Here is a 22,189-nt window from a genome sequence, read left to right as displayed (position 1 = left end):
GGACGGCGCCGCGCGCCGCGTGCGCGGCGTCGCTCGGGATAAGGACGGCGCCGCGCGCCGCGTGCGCTGGGTCAACCGCCGCCGCGCGCCGTGACGTCCTCGAAGAGGCGCGCGAGCGCGCCCGCTGTGGCGCGCGCGCTCAGGCCGGAGAGCGCTTCGTCGTCGGGCTCGACGAGCGGACGCCCGGCCGCGCGCGCGTCGACGGCGTCCTCGACGCGGCGCTCGATCGCCGCGGCGTCGCCGGCCGCATGCGTCCAGCCGAGGCGCGTCGCCTCGAGGATGCGCGCGACCTCGGGGGACGGCGAGACCGCGAGGATCGGCGCGCGCGCGAGGAGATAGTCGTAGAGCTTGCCGGGCAGCAGGTACGGCTCGTCGCCGAAGCCGATCAGCAGCGCGAGATCGGCGCCCGCGACGAGGCCGAGCCCCTCGGCATACGGCAGGACGGTGCGGTGCTCGATCAGCCGCGACACCCCGAGCTCCTCGGCGAGGAGGAGGTCGCTCTTCGCGACGCGCCCCAGGTTGAGCAGCCGGATCGCGCCCGGGCCGAGCGACCTCCGGCGCGCGACGGCCGCGAGCGCGCGGACGAACGGCGCGAGGGTGCGCTCGCCGTAGCAGTTGCCGAAGTGCACGAGCGTCACCGCCCCGTCGCGCCGCGGCGCGACCGCCGCGTCCGGATCGAAGCCGGTCCGGATCGACGCTACGCGGCGCGCGATGCCCCGCGCGGCGTAGGCATCGCGGGTCATCTCGGACGTCACCGTGAACGCGGCGGCGGCGCCCACCGCGGCCCGCTCGACGAGCGCAACCGCGGCGCGGACCCACGCGGGCCGCATCCCGCGCATCGGACCGAACGACCACGGATCGCGGAAGTCGGCGACGACCGGGCGGCCGATGGCCCTGCCGGCCAGCACGCCCGCGAGCACCGTCGCCCACGGCGCCCCGCTCGCGAAGATCACCTCGGCGCCCACCTCGCGGGCGAGGCGCCCGATGCGGGCCGCGAGGGCCGGGATGCGGCCCGCGTCCGGGCCGATCACCGGGACGTAGCGGAGCTCGGCGGCGACGCGCGCGAGGCCCCTCTGGCGCGCGACCTGCCGCGGCGCCTCGGTCGGCGCCTCCACGGTGCCGTCGGAGCCGAGCGCGCGGCGCGGCATGCGCGCGAGCTCGGCGTCCGTGAGGTAGTCGCGGCGCACGTCGCACGCGGGTAGAAGATCGGCCTCCGCGAACGACGTATCCAGCCGCTCGCCCGGAGGCGGCCTGGCCGTGAGCACCGTCGCCGCCCAGCCGTGCTCCGGCAGAAATTTTGCGAAACGGTACGCGCGCTTACCGCCGACGCTGAACCGCGGGGGGAAGTAGTAGCTCACGAGGAGCGCGCGCCTCATCGCCGCGCCTATATCACGGCCGAGCAGGGCGCCGCGCGCCGCCGCGGGAGGCGGCTCCTGCCCGCGCATGTGCTACCGAGCCGCCATGCGGGACGAGCAGCCCCCCCCGGCCGAGCCGAGCGCGCCCCCGCCGCGGGCGCCGGAGGCCACGGGGGCTGCGCCGGCCGCGCCGGCCGCGCCGACCGCGCCGGCCGCCAGCGACGCGCCGTCCCCCGCCGAGGCGCAGGGCGCGTCGCTGGCCGACCGGATCGGGATGATCGTCGGCGGGCAGTTCGTGAACACGCTCATCGGGCTCGTGCAGGGCGTCGTCGTGGTGCGGCTGCTCGGCAAATCCGAGTACGGCGTGCTCGCGTTCGCGACGATGCTGTTCATGACCGGGCGCGATCTCGCGCAGCTCTATCTGCCGGAGTCGTTCCTCTATTTCGCGCCCAAGGTGACCCGCCCCGAGCTCAAGGGGCTGGTGCGGCAGAGCATGCTCCTCCTGCTCGGCCTCGGGGCCCTCTCCGCGCTCGCCTTCTCGGCCTTCACCCTCGTCCCCGGCGTCTTCCTCGACGGCCGCCAGGGGGTCACGCAGCTCCTCCTGCTCATCGGCCTGATGAGCATGATCGCCTACCCGGCGAGCGTCTTCGGCCCGCTCTTCATCGCCACGAACAACCACCGCAAGTCGGCGGGCGTCGCGCTGCTCGTCACGCTCTCGAGCGCCGCGGGCGCGATCGTCCCCGCCGCGCTGGGGTGCTCGGTGATCTGGATCCTGGCCGCCCAGTGCGCGGCCCAGGCGCTCCGGCTGGGGCTCTCGTACCGGCTCTACGCGCGGCTCTTCCGGGACGTCGCCGCGGCCCCTTTCCCCGGCGGCGTCAGGGCGCAGCTCGCCTACGCGCTCCCGCTCTCGGCGACCCGCTTCGCCGGCCTCTTCAACCAGAAGCTCGACAAGTTCGTCATCGGCCTCTTCTTCAGCGCGGGGCTGTACGCCGAGTTCTCCGTCGGCTCGCAGGAGGTCCCGCTCGTGGGCGTCCTCGCCTACTCCGTCGCCTCGACGATGCTCCCCGACCTCGTCGCCCGCGTCGAGCATGGGTCCACGCGCGCGGAGGGCGCGAGGAGCGCGATCGCGCTGTGGCACTCGGGGATCCGCAAGACGACGCTGATCGTGCTCCCGGTCGCGGCGTTCCTCCTCCTCTTCGCCGAGCCGCTCATGCGCACCGTCTACGGCGACGCCTACGCCGGCGCCGCCGTCCCGTTCCGCATCTACTCCGCGCTCCTGCCGCTGCGCGTGACGGCGTACGCCATCCTGCTGATGGCGTTCGGGAAGACATCGATGATCCTGCGGATCCAGGTGCTGTGCATGGCGTTCAACGCCGCGGCAAACCTGGTCCTCCTCCCCACGATCGGCATGGTCGGCGCGCCGCTCTCGGCCGTCCTGACCCAGGCGCTCGGGATCGTCATGACGGTCGCCGCCATCGCGCGCTTCTCCGGCGTCGGCCTGCGCGGCGTCTTCCCGTGGGGTCACTACGGGCGCGTCGCGGCCACCGCGCTCGTCGCCGCGGCGCCGCTCACCGCGTTCCTGGTCACGGGCGCGGTCGACGAGCGCCCCGCGCTCTGCCTCACGGTCGGCGCCCCGCTCTACGCGGGGCTCTACCTCGTGGCCGCGTGGGTCACCGGCGTGCTCGCCCCCGAGGACCGGGCGTTCGTCGCGCGCTGGCTCCGCCTCGAGCCGCTGCGCAGCCGCCATGGCTGAGGCGCCCGCGAGCCCCGCGCCCTCAGCGTCGGCGCGGGGGATAACCGATCGATCGACCGGGCCGCTCGAAGCACGGTCGTCCACGGTCGCTGTCTCGGGCGGCAAACAGCGGATCCGGACGTGGAATCCGCGCCGGCAGCCTGGAAGAATGGGCAACCTGGAAAGGTGGGCAGTCGTCCGTTCGCGCCTCTTGTCGTTCCCGGCTTCGTGTGGATTTCCCGCCGATCGGTGTTCTAGGCTTACTCGCCGGCCTGATCGGCGCCTTGTGCGATGGAGACGACCATGAGCGAAGACCAGGAAGCAGGATTCGTTCTCCAGGTCATCTCGGGCCCCATGGCCGGACAGAGCGCGCACATCCCCGGCAACCGCCCGCTGCTCGTCGGCCGCGCGCCCGAATCGGACCTCTCGATCACGAGCGACGGTGAGCTCTCTGCCCTGCATTTCTCGGTCGAGCAGATCGACGGCAGCTACCTGCTCCGCGACCTGGGGAGCCGCAACGGGACGCAGGTCAACCGCGAGCGCGCGCGCGAGGTGTCGCTCCGGGACGGCGACGAGATCCGCGCGGGGGCGACCCTGTTCGAGGTGGTGCGCCGCGAGCCGAACCGCCGCTGCGCGCCGACCCGGCCCGCCCCGCCCTCGCGCCGGGCGCGGAGGACCGAGCTCGTCGCGACGGGCGCGCCGTTCACCGCGTCGGCGCGGGCGCGGCTCCGGCAGGAGCGCTCGCCGCTCTTCGCGGTGGTCGACGCCGCCCGGGACCCGCGCATCCGGCTGCTCCTCGGCAACGCGGGCGAGCAGACCGCCTCGCTCTATACCGGCTTCCAGGGCGAGATCCTCGCGGACGTCGGCCCCACGCTCGTGCGCCTCCCGCACGGGTCCACCCTGCTCGACGCGCTTGTCGACAGCGGCTGGGGCGCCAGCTGGGGCGTCTTCCTGACGAGCCACCGCGCGTTCGGCGACGTGCGGAAGCACCTCCGCCGGTTCCTCCTGGTCGAGAGCGGCACGGGCAAGCAGCAGTACTTCCGGTTCTACGACCCGCGCGTGCTCCGTGGCTTCCTGCCGACGTGCGGTCCGCGAAAGATCGAGGCGCTGTTCGAGGAGATCGAGGCCTTCGCGTTGGAGGCCGAGGATCCGGGCAAGCTGCTGCGCTTCACCGCGCAGGGCGGCAAGGCGATCCGCGAGGAGTCGACGCTCGAGCGCGAGGGCTGACGGCGCGCGGCGCGGGCCAGGCGCTCAGCGCGGCGCGCCCGAGGCGCCGCCCGGGTCCTGACCGGGCAGATCCCAGGCGAGCACGCGCAGGAGCTCCGCCACGCTGAAGGCCTGAGCGAAGCAGCCGCCGGGGTGGTGCGGCGGCTCGCCGGACGCGACCTCGGGCACCTGGCCGATCGCGATCTCGTTGGCGGCCGCGGAGGTGACCAGCCTGTGGAGCAGCGGGATGACGTGCTCGCCGAGCGCGGAGAAGTGCCGGGCCGCGCGCACGTAGAACCCGAGCAAGAACGGCCAGACCGTGCCCTGGTGGTAGGCGTTGTCGCGCGCCTCGGGGACCCCCTGGTACCGGGCCACGTAGGCCGGGTCGGCGGGCGAGAGCGAGCGCACGCCGGCGGGGGTCAAGAGCTCCAGACGGGCCCGCTCGAGCAGCAACGCGGCCTGCTCCGGCGTGAAGCAGGCGGGATCCACCGCCACGGCGATCACCGCGTTGGGGCGGATCGAGGCGTCGCGGAACGCGCCCTCGCCGTCCGCGTGCTCCGAGATGACGTCGTACGGGTAGCTGGTCGCCTCGCACCAGAAACGGCCGGCGAAGCCCCGGCGCGCCGCGCGCGCGGCCGCCTCCGCGCGCTCCGCGAGGCGCTCGTCGCCCGCGGCCCGCGCGAGGCGCGCGAGCGTCTCCGAGCCCTTCGCCCACAGCGCCGTGAGCTCGACCGGGCAGCCCGCGCGCGGCGTGACCGCGCGGCCCGCGACGCGCGCATCCATCCATGTGAGCCCGTCCATCGCGCCCTCGCCGCCGCGGCCCGCGGCGAAGAGGCCGTCGGCCGTGATGTGGATCGCGTTGCGGGTCCCGCGCAGGGCGGCCTCGAAGGCGTCGCGCAGCGCGCCGAGCAGCTCGCCCGTGACGAACGGGTGCGTGTCGCCGATCGCGTCGGCGAGCAGGCGGGCCGCCTCGAACAGCCAGAGCGTCGCGTCCGCGGTGTGGAACTCCGCGGGCTCGCCCGCGTCGGGGAGCCGGTTCGGCACGAGGCCGTCCTGCATGGCGTCGATCAGCGCGCGGAGGACGCGGATCGCCCCCTCGGTCTTGCGCGGCACCAGGTAGAGGCCGGGCAGGGCGATGAGCGCGTCGCGGCCCCACACCTCGAACCAGGGGTAGCCCGCGACGACGCCGGGCCGCGCGGCCGCGTCGGCGCGGAACGTCTCGGCCGCGATGGTGAGCCGCCGCTCCAGGAGCGGCCGCCGGGGCCCGGGGTCCTCGGCGCGGATCGCCGCCCTCGCCGCCGCGAGCAGGTCCTCCGGCTCGTCCTCGGGCAGCGCGCCCACCGCCACGAGCAGGTGGACGGGCTCGGCGCCGATCACCGTCTCGAAGTGGCCAGGCGTCCAGAGATCCTCGAGGAAGTCGAGGCCGCGATCCTGCTCGCCGAGATACTCGAAGCGGCGCCACCAGTCCTGCGAGCCGACGAACGTGCCCTGGTACCGGAAGCAGATCCGCGGCAGCGCGCGGTTCGGCTGCACCCGGACCTCGCCGGTCGACGGGCGGTCTCGCCCCGAGCCGGGCGCGCCGCGCGGCGCGCCGGCGCGGAGCTCGACCTTCTGGGAGATGCCGCCGTTCTCGCGGAGCAGCTGGTGCATGTGGCGGGCGGCGAGGAGCGGGCGCAGCGTCAGCATCACCGGCTCCGCCCCGCTCCAGGCATAGCGCAGGACGGCCGCGTTCTCGCCGCGCACGAGGCCGAGCGTCACCTCGATCTCGCCGCCCGGCAGGGCGTACGCCCAGCGCGGGAGAGGATCTTGATCGAAGCGCTCGAGGTAGAACGAGCTGATCTCGGGGTCGATGCCCGGGAACTGGTGCTTGGCGAGGTCCCACCGCGGCCACGACGCCCGGCGCTCGGCCGGCGCGCCCTGCTGCCGGATCGGGCGGACGCTGGCGTCGACGTGCGAGAGCATCACGTGCCGGCGCCGCGGCGGGTCGAGCGCCGCGACGAGCAGCCCGTGGTAGCGACGGGTGTGCATGCACGCGATCGTCGAGCTCGCGTAGGCCCCCGCGCCGTTCGTGTGCAGCCACTCCTTGCGCGCGATCGAGAGCTGGCCGCGCACCTCGACGTGCGGCCAGGGCGAGGCGTGCTCCCGCGCGGCGCCCTGGGCGCGCGACGCCGCGGGCGTGGACGAGAGCGCGTCGTGAGGCGGAGCGTGCCTCCGGGATCCGTCAGAGCTCATCGACCGCCGGTGGCCTTCCTGAGCGAGTCCTCGGCGGCGGCGCGCATCACCTCGACCGGCGCCGGGAGGCCGGTCCAGAGCGTGAAGGACTGCGCCGCCTGGCCGACCAGCATCCCGAGCCCATCGGACGCGCGGAGCCCTCGCTCGCGCGCCATGCGGAGGAACGGCGTCACCGGCGGGTTATAGACGACATCGTAGAGGCACGCGCTCGGCGAGAGCGAGTCCCACGGGATGATGCTGGTGACCTCCTCGCCCGGCGGCCCCCCGAGCATCCCGGCGCTCGTGGCCTGGATGATCAGGTCGGCGGCGACGGCGAACTCGCTCCAGTTGAGCCGCAGCGCCACCGAGGACTTGCTGCTGATCGACCGCTCGGTCGGGATCGGCCAGGGGGCCGTGAGCGCGCCGAGCTCGGACGCGCGCTGCCCCGCGGGCGACTCCAGCATCGCCTCGGTGCTGGTCCACGACCGGGTGGTCACGCTGATGAGGTGGTAGCCGAGCAGCTTGCAGGCGGCGATCGCCGCGAACGCCGCGCCGCCCGCCCCGATGATCAGCGCGCGCTGCCGCGGGCTCGCGATCGCGCCGTGCCGCCCTTCCGGATCGTCCCCCTGGGGCGGGTCGGATCGCAGGAGCAGCGAGAGCTCGTCGCGGAGCGCGAAGACGTCGGTGTTATGCGCCGCCACGCGCCGCGATTCGGTCGCGCAGAGGACGTTGGCGACGCCGACGTCGGCCGCGCTCGAGTCCACGTCGTCGACCATCGACATGATCGCGCGCTTGTGCGGGATGGTGACGTTCGCGCCCGCGATGAGGCCGCTCCGGATGTCGCTGACGAAGCGCGCGAGCTCCGCGCCGGTGGGCACGTCGAACGCGCTGTAGATGTGGGGCAGGTGGTGGGCCCGAAACGCGGCCGAGTGCATGGCCGGCGAGACCGAGTGGCCCACCGGGTGCCCGACCAGACCGAACATTCGCCGCTCAGGGTTCGACATGATGCCTTTCCTCCGGGCCGGCCTCTGCTCCGCCCTGCCCCGCCGAGACCTGGCCGGAGGCGCCCGCGCGACCGGAGGTCGGGGCGCGCTCGTCGGCCGCGAAGCCGAGCCCGAGCTGCTCGCACGCGGGCGCGCCGGGCTGCGCCCTGCCGCGCCTCGTCGCGCGGCCGGTCGCCGGAGCGCGCGGCCCGCCGCTCTGGCGCGCCGGCGGGGCGGGCGCCGCGGCTGGCGCGGCCGCAGCGGCTGGCGCGGGCGCCGCGGGCGCGCTGCGCTCGACGAGCGGCTCGTCCGGTCCTGCCGTGGCCACGACCCGCGCGAGCAGCGCGCCGTGGTGAACGCGCACCGCGATCGGATCGCCCGGGGCGACCTCGCGGTGATCGCGGACCGCGCGCCCCGACGCGTCCGTCGCGATGGCGTAGCCCCGCGCGAGCACGCGGAGCGGCGACATCGCCTCGAGCCGGGCGACGTCGCTCGCGAAGCCCTCCCGCAGGAGGGCGACGTGGCGGCGGGTGGCCGCGGTGAGGCGCACCGACAGCGGCCTGAGCGCCCCGCGCGCGCCGGCGAGCACCGCGCGCGGGTGGCGCGCGGCGAGCCTCCGCTCGAGGCGCTGGAGCCCGGCGCGGTCCTCGACGACGATGCGCTCCATCCGGCGCCGGAGCCTCGCCACGGCGTCGTCGATCCGCTGCTGCGGCTCCGCCAGGATCTGCGCGGGCGAGCCGAGCCGGGCGCGCTGCCGGTCGAGGTCGGCCCGCGCGGCCCGGAGCCGGTGGGCCATCGCGCGGCGCATGCGGGCCTCGAGGTGCTCCAGCGCCGCGCGGCGCGCGGCCGCGTCCGCGACGAGCATCTCCGCCGCCTGCGAGGGGGTGGCGGCGCGCGCGTCGGCGGCGAGGTCGGTCAGCGCGACGTCGATCTCGTGCCCGACCGCGCTCACGATCGGCACGCGCGCGGCCGCGACCTTCCGGACGACGATCTCCTCGTTGAACGCGCTGAGGTCGTCGGCGGAGCCGCCCCCGCGCCCCACGATGATCACCTCGATGCCCGGAAACTCCTCGAGCAGCGCGATCGCGCGCACGATCCGCTGCCCCGCGCCGGCGCCCTGCACCGGCGTGCGCGCGAGGATCAGCCGGGCGGCGCCGCGGCGGAACGCGACGGTCACGATGTCGTGGATCGCCGCGCCGTCGCCGCTCGTGACGACGCCGATGATCCGAGGATCGACCGGCAGCTTGCGCTTGCGCTCCGGCGCGAAGAGCCCCTCGTCGGCGAGCTTCTCCTTGAGGCGGAAGAGCGCCTCGAGCAGCGCGCCGCGGCCGGCGAGGCGCGCGTCGTCCGCGCAGAACTGGAGCCGGCCGCGCGGCACGTAGACCGTGGCGCGGCCCGTGAGCACGACGCGGGCGCCGTCGGCGAGCAGCTTGCGCGCGCGCGGCGCGGCGGTCCGATACATCACGCAGTCGATCGCCGCCTCTTCGTTCTCGTCCTTGAGCGTGAAGTAGGCGTGACCGCTGCCCACGACGCGCAGGCCCGAGATCTCGCCCTCGACGCGCACGTCCGCCGTCGACCCCTCGAGGATCCGCTTCAGCCGGCGATCCAGCTCCGCGACCGAGACCACCTCCGGCTCGGCGCCCCTCGGGCGGCGCGAGGGTGGCGGGCTCGTGAGCTCGCGCGGCTCGGCTGCGGGAAGGGCCGCAAACGAGAGCTCGGGCGTGAGTTCGCGGCGCTGCACAGGGCAGACCTACCCTTTTGCTCGGCCTGGGGAAAGACTCTCGCTGGCCTGATCCTGCGTCAGGCCTCGAGGATGAACACGAGGCTCCAGGTGGCGCACCCCATCACCGAGTGGACGACCGGCGTCCGGATCGCGCGGTGTCATCACGCGCATACGGCGCGCCGTCACCGAGCACGCCGTCGCGGGCATCAGGACGAGCCTCCTCTTTCACGGGAATCTCCTCTCGCACCCTGAGTTCCAGGCCGGTCGCTGCGACACGGGCTTCATCGCCGAGCCTCGGCGGAGCGCTGCGGCCCACCGCGACTCCCGCGCGAGAATGACGCGTCGCTCGCCGCCGCCCGCGCCGTCGGCCACGGGCGCGCGGTCTGGCGCTTTGGCGCGCCGCTCTGCGCGGCGCGACACCTCGCGACGCGCCGCCGAGCGCGGCGCGACACCTCGCGACGCGCCGCGCTCAACGGACCGACGACCTCCGAAGCCCGGCGCGCCCGGACGTTCCCGGTCAGCGCACTGCCTACTACGCAGCGCGTCGCCCCAAAGTCTCCTCTCGCTCTGGCCCCGCTCAATGCTATTCTACGCCCAACTTTCGGCTGGGGTGGAGGTGTGATGGGACGCGAGGCGAAGGGCCAGAAGGACCCTCTTGGGTCCGTCGCCATGCTCCCACCGATCGAGGCACGCGCGCACGAGCCTCCACCTGCGACAGGCTGGCCGGCCGCGCAGCGCCCGGGCGAGCCGGCGAGCGACGACGCCGTGATGCCTTCCCCGGAGACGCAATGGTTCGACGCGACCGCTCCCGACCCGGCGCCGTCGCGGGGGGTGGGCGCTCGACGGCTCTGGTCGATCCCGCTCCTCGTGGCTGCGCTCGTGGTGGTCGCGACCGCGCGCAGCGTGATGGTCCGCGCGCTCTTGCCCGTCGCCCTCGTCGCGGCGGCGGTGGCGCTGCTCGCGCGGGGGCGGCGGCACCTCCTGCCGGCCGCGCAGGCGAGCCGGCGCGGGCTGAGCCTCGACGGCGATCAGCTGCTGCTCCGGGGCAAGGGCGGCGCCGGGGAGCACGTGCTGCTCACGACCCGCGAGCGGTTCGGCGTGACGCTCCTCGCGACGCCGCGCCGGGATCGCATCGTCGCCCTGCTCAGCTCCAGCGCCGGGATGTCCTGCGTCGGGGCCACCTTCGACGGCCCCGCGCGCCGCACCTTCGCCGCGCTGCTCGACCGCGCGTCCGTCGTGGGCTCCGACGACGTCGGGCTCGAGGCGATCGGCCCGGACGGCCAGCCGATCTCGCTCGGCCCCCCGGTGCTCGCCGCGCTCCTCGAGGAGCTCACGCTGCGCTCGCCCGGGTGCCTCGATCGCTTTCTCCTGACCGACGCGCGCGGCGCGACGCTCCTCCTCGACAGCGGGGAGCTCCGCGCCGGCGGTCGCGTCTTCGATCTGACCGCGCCGCTCGAGTGGCGCGCGTTCGTCTTCCAGGAGGCGCTCGGGCAGGCGATCGCCGTGTACCAGGGGACGTGGGTGCGTCAGGGCACGAGCGAGGTCTTCCTCGTCTGCCTGCTCCCTGCGATGACGCCCGCGCTCGACGGGCTGGGGAAGTCGCTCGGCCCGCTCGATCGCGGCGCGCTCCGCGATCTCCGGCTGATGCAGGGCATCCCGGAGAGCCCGCCGCCCTCCGATCAGCGCGTCGCCATCGATCGCCTGCTGATGGTCCCGATCCGATCCGCGCTGGACAAGGCGCCCCGACCCGCCGCGCAGGCGCCGCGCGCGCGTGCATGAAAACGCTTACCAGGCGCGTCCTGACGGCGCGACAAGGGGATAGCGATAGACGTGCCCTGACGGTGCGATGCGAGCGCGCTCCAGCGTCGGGCTTCGCTTGACGCCCGCGCGCTGGCACGGGTAAACCGCGCCGGTACCCAGAGGTTGAGTCACCACGTCCCCTACGAGATCCGGAGGCGATCCATGGCCGTCGATATCCAGAGACTGTTCAACGAGGAGCTACCTGCTGCCCTGGCGAAGAATTCCGACGCGGCCAAGCAGCTCGGCGGGAAGTACCAGATCAACGTGACGGGCGAGGGTGGCGGCGAATGGCTGATCGACCTGTCCGACACCGGGCCCAACATCGCTTCGGGCAGCCCGGGCGGCGCGGATGTCACGATCTCGCTCAGCACCGAGGATTTCCAGAAGCTGCACGAGAACCCGCAGGCCAACTCGATGCCGCTCTTCTTCGCGGGCAAGCTGAAGGTCGCGGGCAACCAGATGCTCGCGATGAAGCTCCCGAAGCTGTTCCAGCTCAACGCGGGCTGATCCCGGCGTCGGCGGAGCCCCGCCGTCTCCTTCCGGCGTCGCGCCCGGCGCCGGCGACGGGCTGCTGGTGAGTCGCAGCCCCTGCATTCACCTCCCCGACCTCGAGGTGCCCGCCTCACGCCGTGGGCGCGGACGCGACCGGCCTTCTTCGGTGCTCCTCCTCGACCCCTCTCTCGCGCACCACAAGAACGACAGGCCATGCGCCCGCTCACCGATACGCGCATCCTCGATCTCTCGAGGCTCCTGCCGGGCCCCTTCGCGACCCTCGTGCTCGCGGATCTCGGCGCGACGGTGGACAAGATCGAGGATGTCGCCGGCGGCGACCTCCTCCGGCAGCTCCCCCCGCAGATCGCCGGTGAATCCGCGGCGTTCCAGCTCCTGAACCGCGGCAAGCGCAGCGCCCTGCTCGATCTGAAGAAGCCCGAGGGGCGCGACGCCTTCCGCCGGCTCGTCGCGACGTATGACGTGCTCTTCGACCAGTTCCGCCCGGGGGTGCTCGATCGGCTCGGGGTCGGTCACGCGGCGCTCTGCGCGGACAACCCGCGGCTCATCGTCTGCGCGCTGACCGGCTACGGTCAGACGGGCAGCCTGGCCACGCGCGCGGGGCACGATCTGAACTACGTCGCCCGCGCGGGAGTCCTCGGCGCGCAGGGGCCCGCGGAGGGCCCACCGCAGGTGCCTGGCTTCCAGGTCGCCGACGTGAGCGGCGGGATGTGGTGCGCGATCGCCATCCTCGCGGCGCTGCGCGAGCGCGAGCGGACCGGGCGAGGCGCGGTGCTGGACATCGCCATGACCGACGGCGCGCTCGGCTTCGCCCTTCCCACGCTCGCCGCGGCGCTCGCGGGCGGCGACCCCGCGCGCAGCAGGGAAGCGGCAGCGGAGGGGGCGCGCGGAGCGGGCGACGAGCCGCTCACCGGCGGGCTCGCGCCGTACAACACCTACCTTTCGAAGGACGGGCACGCGATGGCCCTCGCCGCGCTGGAGCCGAAGTTCTGGGTCGCGTTCTGCGACGGCGCCGGGATCGAGCCCGACCTGAGCGCGCTCGTGCCCGGCCCGCACCAGGCCGCGCTCAAGCGCAAGGTCGCCGCGGTCTTGCGGGGAAGGACGCGCGCCGAGTGGGAGGCGTTCGCCGCCGAGCGCGACTGCTGCCTCGAGCCGGTGCTCGATCCGGGAAGCGCTCCGGCCGATCCCCACCTCGCGTCGCGCGATCTCCTGTTCGAGATCGCCTCGCCGCGCGGCCCGATCCCTCAGCTCAGGACGCCCGTCACGCCGGCAGGCGTCGCGTTCGCGCCGGCGCCCCGCGCCGGAGAGCACACGCGCGCCGTCCTGCGCGACGCGGGCTTCTCGGACGACGAGATCGACGCGCTGATCCGCGCCGGCGCGGCGCGCTGAGGATCGCGCGCCTCGAAGAAGGTCGATCCGCACGCCGAGGACGCGCGCACCGAGCGCTCGCAGAGGCGCCCGGCGCACTTCCTTTCGCGTCAGATCTTCTTCAGCTCGTCCACGAACTCCCAGTCGGCGATGAGGTGCTTCTTGAGCAAGAGCGACAGGAGCGCGGCGAACATCGCCTCCCAGCGCACGTTGTTGCCGAGGATCTCGCTCGCGTCGGCGCCGTGCGAGACGGCGCGGAGCGCGGAGACGAGGTCGCGCGCGGTGAGGCCCGGATCGTCCGTCGTGAGCGGGGGCGGTGGCTCGGACTGGGCCGCGGCCCGCGGCGCCGGGGCTGCTTGCCGCGGCTGCTGCTGCTGCTGCTGGGGCTTGGTCCCGCGCGCGGGGAGCGTGATCGTCGTCCCGTCGAGGAGGGTGAGCGAGACCATCCGCCGGCGACCTCGGCCTTGCGGCGCGGGGATGTTGCGCACCTCGCGCTCGCTCGGGGGTTCCTCGCCGTGGTCCGGGGCGCTCTCCGGGACGGTGCGCGCCGCAGCGCTGGCACGCCCGAGCACGGCGCCCAGGAGCGCCGCGGCCGGCGTGCTCGACGTCGGCGCCGCGTCGGTGCTCGGCGCCGACTCGCTGGCGGGCGGCGTCAGCGGTCCCGGCGCTGAGCTGGGGCGCAGCGTCTTCCGGCGCTCCGACTGCGCCGACTGCGCGAACTGCGCCGGCTGCGCGGCCTGCGCCGCCTGGGCCGCCGCGAGCAGCTCGGGCGACGGCGCGACCTTCAGCGTCGGCCGCGAGCGCTCGTCGGGACGGCCGCGGATCTGCCGCTCCTCCGGCCGCCCGCGGATCTGCCGCTCCTCCGGCCGCTCGCGGATCTCCCGCTCCACGGGCCGCGTCGCGGGGCGAGGCGGCTCCCACGCCAGCTCGTCCTCCATGACGCCCATCTCTGCGGCGTCGATGTCGGAGGTCTCGATCGCCGGCACCGCGTCATCGACAAGCCGCGCCCCGGAGCGGAGCGCGGGCCGCGTCAGCAGCAAGGGCTCCGGCGTCGACGACACCTCCTCCGAGTGCCTGGCGCTATCCGGCGCTCCGGAGAGCTCGGAGGAAGGCGGCGGGTCGACCGGGCGCGCCCGCGACGGAGGCTCGTTCGCCTGGGCCGGCTGCGCCGGCGCTGGCGGCGGCACCGAGCGAGCGCGCGCCCCGTAGTAGACCCGGATCGCGTTCCGGATGTCGCTCGGCGGGGCGATCATCGCGCGCACGGGCAGGCCGGAGAACGCCATGCACTCCTTCATGCCGTCCTCGTTGGTCGGATCGTCCATCGCGACGTAGAGCGTCTCGCCCTGGTTGCGGACGTGGCGCACGTAGATCGGGACGAGGCAGTAACGCTCGGCCACGTCGTGCGGCACGAGGTTGAGCAGCTGCCGCGAGAACTCGATGTGCAGCAGGGAGACCCAGGGGACAGCGAGCTGGTGGGACAGGATCTGCGTCAGCTGGGTTTCGTTGATGAGACCTTGCTCGACGAGGAGTGTCCCCAACCGCCGGCCGTCCGTGCGCTGCTGCTCCAGGGCCCTCTCGAGGGCGTCCTGGGTGATCATCCGCGCGTCGACCAGGAGCTGACCGAGACGTAGGCGAGGCGTAACCATCGCGCCCGAGGTTACCCCAAGTGGGATCCAGGACCTAACAGACGACTGGACGAGCCCCCCCGCCCCCCTCCCGGCGAGGCCGCAGGGGCCGGGGGGAGACCGCGACTCCAATCGCTATCCCGAACGTGGTAAGGTCCCGCGCGTGTCCACAGTGGTCTGCCCGCAATGCGCGAATCCGTGCGAGCAGGCGCACAAATTCTGCCCGGTCTGCGGCTTCCCCATCTCGGAGTTCAACCGGACGTCCGACGATCCGCTGATCGGGACGACGCTCCCAGGCAACTACGTGATCCTGGAGCTCGTCGGGGTGGGCGGCATGGGCCGCGTGTACAGGGCCGAGCAGAAGGCCCTGGGGCGCACGGTGGCCGTCAAGATCATCCACCCCCACCTGCTCGGGGACGAGAGCGCGTCGGTCCGGTTCATCACCGAGGCGCGCGCAGCGAGCCGCCTCAACCACCCGAACTCGGTCGGGGTCATCGACTTCGGCAAGAACGGCGGGCAGCTCTACCTCGTCATGGAGTTCCTGCGCGGGCGCGACCTCGCCCGCGTGGTCTACGAGGACGGCCCGCTCCCCTTCCGCCGCATCGTCGACGTCCTCTGTCAGGTGCTCGCGGCGCTGGCCGAGGCGCACCACCTCGGCATCATCCACCGCGATCTCAAGCCCGAGAACATCGTGCTCGAGAAGATGCGCTCGGGCGGCGACTTCGTGAAGGTCGTCGACTTCGGCCTCGCGAAGATGAAGCAAGAGGTCACGACGACGAACATCACGAGCCCCGGCATCGTCTGCGGGACCCCGGACTACATGGCCCCGGAGCAGGGCCGCGGCGACCCGATCGACGCGCGGAGCGACCTCTACGCGTGCGGCGTCATCCTGTTCCAGCTGCTCACCGGCCGGCTCCCCTTCGAGGCGGAGTCGCCGACGCAGGTCGTGCTGATGCACCTCTCTTTGCCTCCGCCCGACCCCGCCCTGATCGCGCCGGAACGCGAGATCCCGGAGCCGCTCGTCGAGCTCACCCTGCGGGCGCTCGAGAAGGACGCCGCGCGGCGCTACCAGACCGCGGACGAGTTCTCGGCCGCGCTGCGCGCGGCGGTCGGGACGTTCGACACGCCCTCCGGCCGCTTCTCGTTCGCCGAGGCGACCGTCATCTGCGCCGCCTGCCGCGCCATCGTGCCGCGCGGCCAGAAGTTCTGCGGCGAGTGCGGCGCCAGGATCGGGCAGCCGCACTCGCCGGCTCCGGCGCCGCGCGCCGCGGCGGGCGCGGCGCCCCCGACCGCGCGGCGCGATCGCGCGCCTTCGGCCCCCCCGCTCCCGCTGCCGTTCGCCGCGCGCGAGGAGGATCTCGCGTGGCTCGACGCCTGCCTCGCCGACGTCGAGGGCTCGGTCGTCGCCGCGCGCATCGTCGGCGATCACGGCGTCGGCAAGACCCGGCTCCTCCGCGAGTTCCTCGACGTCGCCGCGAGCCGGGGCGACATCGTGATCCAGACCGGCCCGGACCCGTGGAGCGCCGAGGTCGGCTACTACGCGCTCCGCTGGGCGATCGCCGGCCTCGCCGAGCTCCCGTCCGACGGCGGCAACGCGTCGAACTGGAACGGCGCGACGCCGGAGGCGCGACGCGGGCTGCTCGAGATCTTCGGCAAGGGTGACCGCGCGACCGACGTGCGCAGGAACGCCTGGAACAAGCCGGCCGTGGGCGGCCTGTCGCCCGACGATCGCCGCTTCATCGCCGCGGAGGCGCTGCGCTGGGCGCTCTCGCGCGCGCAGCAGTCCGCCTTCCCGCACCGGGTATTGCTCGCGGTCGACGATCTGCACGCCGTCGACGGCGCGAGCCGGAACGCCTTCGCCGACGTGATCGCGGAGCCGCCGCTCGCGGCGCTGCTCATCGTCGCCAGCCACACGCCCGGCTTCGAGCCGGAGTGGGGCGGGGCCGTGCGCCCGCTCGGCGGCCTGCCGAAGGACATCGCGCTCTCGCTCCTCCGGAGCAGCATGAGCCTCGATCACCGCGCCGCCCGCAAGACGCCGCAGAGCACGGGCGGGGCGCGGCCGTCGCCGCGGCGCGAGCCCGCGGACGGCGCGGCCGATCAGGCCGCGCTGGGCCTGCCGCCGAGCGCGACGACCCCGGCCGGCCTCGGCGGCGAGGCCGCGACGGTGCCGCCGCTCTACATCGACCAGCTGGTCCGCTACACCCTCGAGGGGGGCAGCGATCCGCCCGCGCGGATGGCCGATCTGGTCGCCGCGCGGATCGAGCGGCTGCCGCAGGACGCGCGCCGCACGCTGCAGGCGCTCACGGTCATCGGGGACGCGGCGGATCGGGCCACGCTGCAGCGCCTGCTCCCGGACATCCGCGCCTTCGACGATCTGCTCGGCAAGCTCGTCGCGGCGGGCATGATCGAGGAGCACGCGAGCGGCATCCGCACCGCTCACCCGCTGCTCCGTGACGTGACGCTCGCGACGATCCCGGCCGGCGTCCGGCGCGATCTGCACGCCAAGGCGACGTTCGATAGCGCGGGCGACCCGCTCGCGCTGCCGCTCGAGGTGCAGGCGATCCACGCCTACCACTCGCAGAACGCGTTCGTCGCGCTGATGCTGCTCGAGCAGACGGCGGATCGCTCGGCCGCGCGCGGGGACACCGCCGGCAGCGTGCTCGCGCTGCGCCGCGGCCTCGATCTGGCGCGGCGGGAGATCTTCCGGGGCGAGCTCGACGATCCGGTGCGCGCCGTCCTCATCTTCAGCCGGAAGCTGGGCGAGGCGCTCGCGCGCGCCGACGATCTCACCGACGCCGACGGCGTGCTGCGCGAGGCGCTCGACCTCGCCGGCCCCGGCGGCCCCGACCGCGCGCTCGTCCTGGGCGCGCTCGCGCACGTGGCGCACCAGCGCGAGCGCACGAGCGAGGCGTCGATGTATCTCCGGGAGGCGATGGACCTCGCCCGGCAGAGCGCCGACAGCGACGTGGTGCAGTCGCTCGACAAGATGCGGCGCGAGTGGATGGCGCGTTGAGCGAGAACCGGTGAACAGCGAGGAGCGAGCGCAAGGGTCCCGATCTCCGGCGAACGCAGCGGCGCCCGCGGCGCGCGCGCCGTTCATCGCGCGGTGGGACCTCGACAAGACCTACCTCAGGACGGACTTCGAGACGCTGCGCGACCTCGTGCGGACCGCCATCGAGCGGCCCGATCAGAAGCGCACCGTGCCGGGCGCCGGGTCGCTCCTGCGCGAGCTCGGCCGCGCGGGCGTCGAGACCCACATCCTCTCGGGCAGCCCGGAGCAGCTCCGCTCCCGCATCGAGCAGAAGCTGCGGCTCGACGGCGCGCGCTGGGCGTCGCTCACGCTGAAGCCCAACCTGCAGAATATCCTCCGGCTGCGCTTCCGCGCGCTGCGCGGGCAGCTCGGCTACAAGCTGCCCGCGCTGCTCCAGCGCCGCTGCGAGCTCCCGAGCCAGCGCGACCCGGACGGCGCGCTCATCCGCGAGGTGCTCCTCGGGGACGACGCCGAGGCCGACGCGTTCGTCTACTCGCTGTACGCCGACGTCTGTGAGGGGAGGGTCACCCCGCTGGAGCTCGGCGAGGTGATGCGGCTCGGGCACGCCTACGACGACACCATCCTCGATGCGACCCGGTTCGCGAGCTACGTCGAGAAGGGCCCCGTCGTCGAGCGCATCCTGATCCACCTCGATCGGCAGTCATCCCCCTCGGATTTCCGGATCTTCGGCGACCGGGTCGTCCCCTTCTACAACTACCTGCAGGCGGCCTTCGTGCTCCACGAGGACGGCCGGATCGCCGCGCACGCCGTGCTCCGCGTCGCGCAGGATCTTGTCGTCGCCCACAACTTCGACAGCGTCGCGCTCGCGCGGAGCTACGTCGACCTGTCCCGCCGCGGGCACGTCTCGGGCAAGGGCATCGCGTCCCTCGAGGCCGCCTACGGCGAGCTCGCGCAGCGCAGGGCCGCGGGCGCGAGCGACCTCGGCGCGATGGTCGCGGAGCTCACGCGGCTCTGCAGCGATCTGCGCCCCGCCATGAGCCGGCCGCACGCCGCCATCGACTACCGCGCGCTCGCCGCCGGCCACAACCGCCGCTCGAAGCGCGGTCGCTGACGGCGCGCGCCGGGCGCGGCGCGGCGCGGCGATGGCCGCTCGCTCACAGCCAGGCGTTGTTGAGGATCTCGCCGACGCCGCCGGCGCCCGGGACGATGTACTGGATGGCGTTCAGGCCGCGCTCCTCGTCCCAGTGCGTGCCTGGCTCGGTCTTGAGCACGCGCGCCGGCGAGAGGCCGCGATCGAGCCGGAGCGCGTAGATGATGGCGTCCGGGTGGGCCTCGGTGACGCGGCGGATGTACTCGGGCGTCACGATGAGGTGCATGGCGACGCACTTGGCCGGCCGCCCCTCGAGCGCGGTCTTGTAATACGTCAGGGCGCTGACCATCGACGAGCCGGTGGCGCCCATCGGATCGGGGAAGAGCACGTGGCGCCCCTCGACGTCGCGCCCGATCTTGGCGTCGTGCCAGGTCGCGCCGATGACCTCGCCCTGCTCGTTCGTCTGCCGGCTCATGAACAGGTGATCCTGCCGCACGAGCGCGGGGTCGAGGACCTCGTTCAGGAGCTCGTAGACGACCTGGGAGGGCATCGTCCCGGCGCGCGCGATGCCCACGGTGACGACCTTTGTCGCGCGGGACAGCGCGGCGCCGCGATAGATGGCCTCCGGATGGGACGAGATCATCCGGGTCGGGACGTCGACGCGGGTGCGCTCCAGCTCGGTGGCGAGGACGGCGCGCGCCAGGTTCTGGTAGAGAAAGCCGACGAGACGCCCGACATCGGGCTGAACCGTTTCCGGGGAGCACGCGCGAGCCAGCAGAGTCCATGCGAGCGGATCATCGAGAAGGTGCACGCCAGGACCGTATCGGTGCGCAATTTCGGGGGGCCGGAATCGACTCTCAGCGTACGCAACGTCGACCATCGTTTTTCTGTTACACTACCTGGCCCGGCGCGGGGTATTCCTCCGGGTGCGCACCGGTGCTCTCCCCGGGAGCGAAGCGGTTTTCGAAGCGATGAGGGCGCCCGCTCAGCGGGCTGTCCGGTGGACTTGCAAAGGAAGGGATGTTCGGTGGATAGCGACCTTGCCGAGTCGGTTACGGCGCTCAAGGATGCCTTTACCCGAAGAGGTATCGCCGCGAGGTTCGGAAAGGCGGCTCCGGCGGTGGTGGAAGAGCTGCGCAGGACGCTGCGCGTGCCCGCCAGGTACCGCGCTTTCCTGCAGGAGGCCGACCCGCTCGATGTCGAGACGGTGACTCCGGTCGAGCGCGTACGCCTCATCCCCTCGGAGAAGCTCACGGCCGAGCAGCAAGCGAGCGGCGGCGACAGCTCCCTCGCGGGCTGGCGCAAGAGCTGGATCCTCATCGCGCGCAGCGCCCTCCTGGGAGACCCTTACTTCCTCGACATCTCGAAGCTCGACGCCGAGGGAGACTGCCCCGTGTTCACCTGCATGACCGGGATCGACGCGCTCAAGCCGGAGCTCTGCGCGTCGAGCTTCCAGCAGTTCCTCCGCATCCTCGCGACCTCGATGGAGGTCGCGTCCGGCTTCGGAGAGAGCGGCCTCGACGACGACGACGAGGCCATCTTCCGCGAGACGCTCGCGCCGAAGATCAAGACGATCGACTCCGCGGCCCTCCGCGCGGGTCACTGGACATGACGTGGCGTCCACGGCGCGCTGCTCGCGGGCGCCGTGGATCGAGCTGACCGTGCCATGGCCAGGTGCCCGGTTTGCAGCGCAGAGAACCCGGACACTGCCCGGTTCTGTGTGGCGTGTGGCGCGCCGATCGCCGCGAAGAACCCCGGCGCGGCCCCCTCGGCTCCCCCTGCGCCCGGCGCGCGGGCGACCGTCCCTGCGCAGCCGCTGCTGGAGGCGCTGCTGCCCGAGGACCCGGCGCGCCGGGTCAGCCTGCCGGCCGCCTTCGGGGCCGGCGGTGCGAACGGGCCCGGCGCGGCGCCGCACGTCGTCCCGGCGCCGCTGGCGGGCTCGCTCCCGCGGCGCCTACCGGGGGGTCACCTGCCGGCGGGGACGCTCGTCGATCAGAAGTACGTGGTCGAGCGGGTGCTCGGCGAGGGCGGCATGGGGGTCGTCTACCTCGCCCGGGACGTCCACACCGGGCTGCACGTCGTCCTGAAGGCGGTGCGGCAGGAGCTCGGGCACCGGCCCGACGTGCGCGCGCGGACGCTCGCCGAGGGCCGCGCGCTGGCGCAGATCGATCATCCGAACGTCGTCCACCTGAAGGCCGTCGTCGCGGAGCGGGACGACCTCTGGCTCGTCATGCAGTACATCGACGGGGAGAGCCTCGAGCAGGCGCTCGCCAGGTATGCCGACGAGCGCCGGCCGATGCCGCTGCCCGAGGCGCTCTCGATCTTCCGGCAGATCGCCTCCGGCATCGCGGCCGCGCACCGCGAGGGGGTGATCCACCGCGACCTCAAGCCGGCGAATGTGCTCCTCCGCGGCAAGGACGGCGTCGCGAAGGTCACCGACTTCGGCATCGCCAAGGTCGAGGCGGACGCGCTCGCGGGGCGCGGGATGACCAAGGGGATCATCGGATCGCTCTATTACATGTCGCCGGAGCAGGTCCTCGGGCGCCGCGATCTCGACAAGCGGGTGGACATCTACGCGCTCGGCGTCGTGCTCTACGAGATGCTGGTCGGGCGGGTGCCGTTCGACGCCGAGAGCGACATCGAGATCATGCGGCTGCACGCGGAGGTGCCGCTCCCCAGGGTCAGCGCCGTGCGTCACGACGTCCCTCCGGAGCTCGACGCGTTCCTGCAGAAGGCGTGCGCCAAGGACAGGGCGGATCGCTTCGCCAGCTGCGAGGAGATGCTCGCGGCGCTCGACGCGACCGCCCGCCCTGCGCCGCCCGTGACCTCGGCGCCGCTCGGCGTGTCGAGCCGCCCGCCGCCGCCGCCCGCCGCCACGAGAGTCGACGAGGTCCGCGACGTGGCGCGATCACCGTCGGGCGCGGCGCTGGCGAGCCGGCCGGCGGGGTCGCAGCGGGCGCGGGGCTCGTGGCTCGCGATCGGCGCCGGGGCGCTCGTGATGTTCGGCGGGGCTGCGGCGCTGCTCGCGCTGGGCGTGCTCGACAGGCCGCGCGACGGCCGCCGGAGGGGCGCCTCGCTGCAATCGCGCCCGGCAGCCAGCGCGAGCAGCGCCGCCGCGGAGGCGAGCGCGGAGCAGCCGCAGCCGTCGCCGCTCGCCGGCCTGATGGGCCTGTGGGTCGGCAACGGGCGCGAGCTCGAGGCCGTGCTGGCCGGCGAGGCGCTCGAGTTCCGGGTCCGCCGCCCGGAGCAGTTCACCCCGCAGGACTATGCGGAGGGCGAGGCCCGCTTCTCGTTGCGCGCGATCCCCGGCGAGAGCGGGGTGTTCGCCGTGGAGGACCGGCTCCGCTTCATCGCGCCCGAGTCACGCCAGTTCGATCCGGCCCGCTCGCGCGGCACCTGCCAGGACGTCCGCAGCGACGTGGAGGGCCGTCCCCTGCGCGCGAGCTTCGACGGGACGCGCCTGAGCGTCGAGTTCGCGAAGATCGAGCCAACCACGAGCAACTTCGTGATCGAGCGCGGCAGGGTCGTGAGCTGCGTCGGCCTCAGCGCGCTCCCTGCCACGCGCGTCGTGAGCACGCTGTCGAGGATGTGAGC

Annotated in this window: 15 protein-coding genes; 9 read left to right on the top strand and 6 right to left on the bottom strand. The window is 73.9% G+C overall.

Annotated elements, in window-relative coordinates; all coding sequences use genetic code 11:
- Positions 1–71: 71 nt before the first annotated feature.
- A complete protein-coding gene (locus WME75_RS12245; RefSeq protein WP_437490013.1) occupies positions 72–1,376 on the bottom strand; it encodes a glycosyltransferase in 1,305 nt (434 codons plus the stop codon).
- An 85-nt stretch (positions 1,377–1,461) separates the two neighbouring features.
- Between WME75_RS12245 and WME75_RS12240 the strand changes: the two genes are divergently transcribed.
- Positions 1,462–3,108, top strand: a complete 1,647-nt coding sequence (locus tag WME75_RS12240; protein ID WP_437490012.1) for an oligosaccharide flippase family protein — start codon at positions 1,462–1,464, stop codon at positions 3,106–3,108.
- Positions 3,109–3,390: 282 nt separating this feature from the next.
- Positions 3,391–4,314 carry a DUF4123 domain-containing protein gene (locus WME75_RS12235; RefSeq protein ID WP_437490011.1) on the top strand — a complete coding sequence of 308 codons (924 nt, stop codon included), beginning with the start codon at positions 3,391–3,393 and terminating at the stop codon, positions 4,312–4,314.
- Positions 4,315–4,338: 24 nt separating this feature from the next.
- Here the strand turns inward: WME75_RS12235 and WME75_RS12230 are convergent, their stop codons facing one another.
- Genes WME75_RS12230 through xseA form a run of 3 tightly spaced genes read right to left on the bottom strand, consistent with a single transcriptional unit; the run spans position 4,339 to position 9,228 of the window.
- Positions 4,339–6,525 (bottom strand): amylo-alpha-1,6-glucosidase, encoded by a 2,187-nt coding sequence (locus tag WME75_RS12230; RefSeq protein ID WP_437490010.1) that lies wholly within the window; start codon positions 6,523–6,525, stop codon positions 4,339–4,341.
- On the bottom strand, positions 6,522–7,508 hold the full coding sequence (locus WME75_RS12225; RefSeq protein ID WP_437490009.1) for a shikimate dehydrogenase family protein: 987 nt from the start codon (positions 7,506–7,508) through the stop codon (positions 6,522–6,524). Before WME75_RS12225 ends, WME75_RS12230 begins: the two co-directional genes overlap by 4 nt.
- Entirely contained in the window at positions 7,495–9,228 is a 1,734-nt protein-coding gene (xseA, locus tag WME75_RS12220) for an exodeoxyribonuclease VII large subunit (protein ID WP_437490008.1), read from the bottom strand. The genes WME75_RS12225 and xseA overlap by 14 nt, the downstream gene beginning before the upstream one ends.
- 651 nt (positions 9,229–9,879) lie before the next feature.
- On the opposite strand from xseA, the gene WME75_RS12215 reads away from it, so the two are divergent.
- The 3 genes from WME75_RS12215 (at position 9,880) to WME75_RS12205 (ending at position 12,909) form a co-directional block, all read left to right on the top strand.
- Positions 9,880–10,989 (top strand): IMP dehydrogenase, encoded by a 1,110-nt coding sequence (locus WME75_RS12215; RefSeq protein WP_437490007.1) that lies wholly within the window; start codon positions 9,880–9,882, stop codon positions 10,987–10,989.
- Between the two features lie 183 nt (positions 10,990–11,172).
- On the top strand, positions 11,173–11,517 hold the full coding sequence (locus WME75_RS12210; protein ID WP_437490006.1) for an SCP2 sterol-binding domain-containing protein: 345 nt from the start codon (positions 11,173–11,175) through the stop codon (positions 11,515–11,517).
- 198 nt (positions 11,518–11,715) lie between these two features.
- Positions 11,716–12,909, top strand: coding sequence for a CaiB/BaiF CoA transferase family protein (locus WME75_RS12205; protein WP_437490005.1), 1,194 nt, complete (start codon positions 11,716–11,718; stop codon positions 12,907–12,909).
- Positions 12,910–12,998: 89 nt separating this feature from the next.
- Here the strand turns inward: WME75_RS12205 and WME75_RS12200 are convergent, their stop codons facing one another.
- Complete coding sequence (locus WME75_RS12200) at positions 12,999–14,534, bottom strand: hypothetical protein (protein ID WP_437490004.1); 1,536 nt, start codon at positions 14,532–14,534, stop codon at positions 12,999–13,001.
- A 142-nt stretch (positions 14,535–14,676) separates the two neighbouring features.
- Between WME75_RS12200 and WME75_RS12195 the strand changes: the two genes are divergently transcribed.
- Positions 14,677–17,526, top strand: coding sequence for a protein kinase domain-containing protein (locus WME75_RS12195; protein ID WP_437490003.1), 2,850 nt, complete (start codon positions 14,677–14,679; stop codon positions 17,524–17,526).
- A gap of 10 nt (positions 17,527–17,536) precedes the next feature.
- Complete coding sequence (locus WME75_RS12190) at positions 17,537–18,616, top strand: hypothetical protein (RefSeq protein WP_437490002.1); 1,080 nt, start codon at positions 17,537–17,539, stop codon at positions 18,614–18,616.
- Between the two features lie 43 nt (positions 18,617–18,659).
- Here WME75_RS12190 and WME75_RS12185 read toward each other — a convergent pair whose 3' ends face one another.
- Positions 18,660–19,475, bottom strand: coding sequence for a uracil phosphoribosyltransferase (locus tag WME75_RS12185; RefSeq protein WP_437490001.1), 816 nt, complete (start codon positions 19,473–19,475; stop codon positions 18,660–18,662).
- Positions 19,476–19,715: 240 nt separating this feature from the next.
- Between WME75_RS12185 and WME75_RS12180 the strand changes: the two genes are divergently transcribed.
- Positions 19,716–20,207 (top strand): SMI1/KNR4 family protein, encoded by a 492-nt coding sequence (locus tag WME75_RS12180; protein WP_437490000.1) that lies wholly within the window; start codon positions 19,716–19,718, stop codon positions 20,205–20,207.
- 54 nt (positions 20,208–20,261) lie between these two features.
- Positions 20,262–22,187: a serine/threonine-protein kinase gene (locus WME75_RS12175; RefSeq protein WP_437489999.1), complete on the top strand. Its 1,926-nt coding sequence runs from the start codon at positions 20,262–20,264 to the stop codon at positions 22,185–22,187.
- Positions 22,188–22,189 lie beyond the last annotated feature (2 nt).

Origin of the sequence: Sorangium sp. So ce1014, from assembly GCF_051521505.1 — a bacterium.
Classification (GTDB): domain Bacteria; phylum Myxococcota_A; class Polyangia; order Polyangiales; family Polyangiaceae; genus Sorangium.
Note: the sequence above shows the minus strand (reverse complement) of the source record. Positions and strands in the feature narration are given on the sequence as shown.

Bases quoted from the DNA above. Each gene is read 5' to 3' on its own strand.
- WME75_RS12225 (WP_437490009.1), bottom strand. From the start codon at position 7,508: ATGTCGAACCCTGAGCGGCGAATGTTCGGTCTGGTCGGGCACCCGGTG.
- WME75_RS12215 (WP_437490007.1), top strand. From the start codon at position 9,880: ATGCTCCCACCGATCGAGGCACGCGCGCACGAGCCTCCACCTGCGACA.
- WME75_RS12200 (WP_437490004.1), bottom strand. From the start codon at position 14,534: ATGGTTACGCCTCGCCTACGTCTCGGTCAGCTCCTGGTCGACGCGCGG.
- WME75_RS12230 (WP_437490010.1), bottom strand. From the start codon at position 6,525: ATGAGCTCTGACGGATCCCGGAGGCACGCTCCGCCTCACGACGCGCTC.
- WME75_RS12245 (WP_437490013.1), bottom strand. From the start codon at position 1,376: ATGAGGCGCGCGCTCCTCGTGAGCTACTACTTCCCCCCGCGGTTCAGC.
- WME75_RS12240 (WP_437490012.1), top strand. From the start codon at position 1,462: ATGCGGGACGAGCAGCCCCCCCCGGCCGAGCCGAGCGCGCCCCCGCCG.
- WME75_RS12185 (WP_437490001.1), bottom strand. From the start codon at position 19,475: ATGGTCGACGTTGCGTACGCTGAGAGTCGATTCCGGCCCCCCGAAATT.
- WME75_RS12210 (WP_437490006.1), top strand. From the start codon at position 11,173: ATGGCCGTCGATATCCAGAGACTGTTCAACGAGGAGCTACCTGCTGCC.
- WME75_RS12235 (WP_437490011.1), top strand. From the start codon at position 3,391: ATGAGCGAAGACCAGGAAGCAGGATTCGTTCTCCAGGTCATCTCGGGC.
- WME75_RS12175 (WP_437489999.1), top strand. From the start codon at position 20,262: ATGGCCAGGTGCCCGGTTTGCAGCGCAGAGAACCCGGACACTGCCCGG.
- WME75_RS12205 (WP_437490005.1), top strand. From the start codon at position 11,716: ATGCGCCCGCTCACCGATACGCGCATCCTCGATCTCTCGAGGCTCCTG.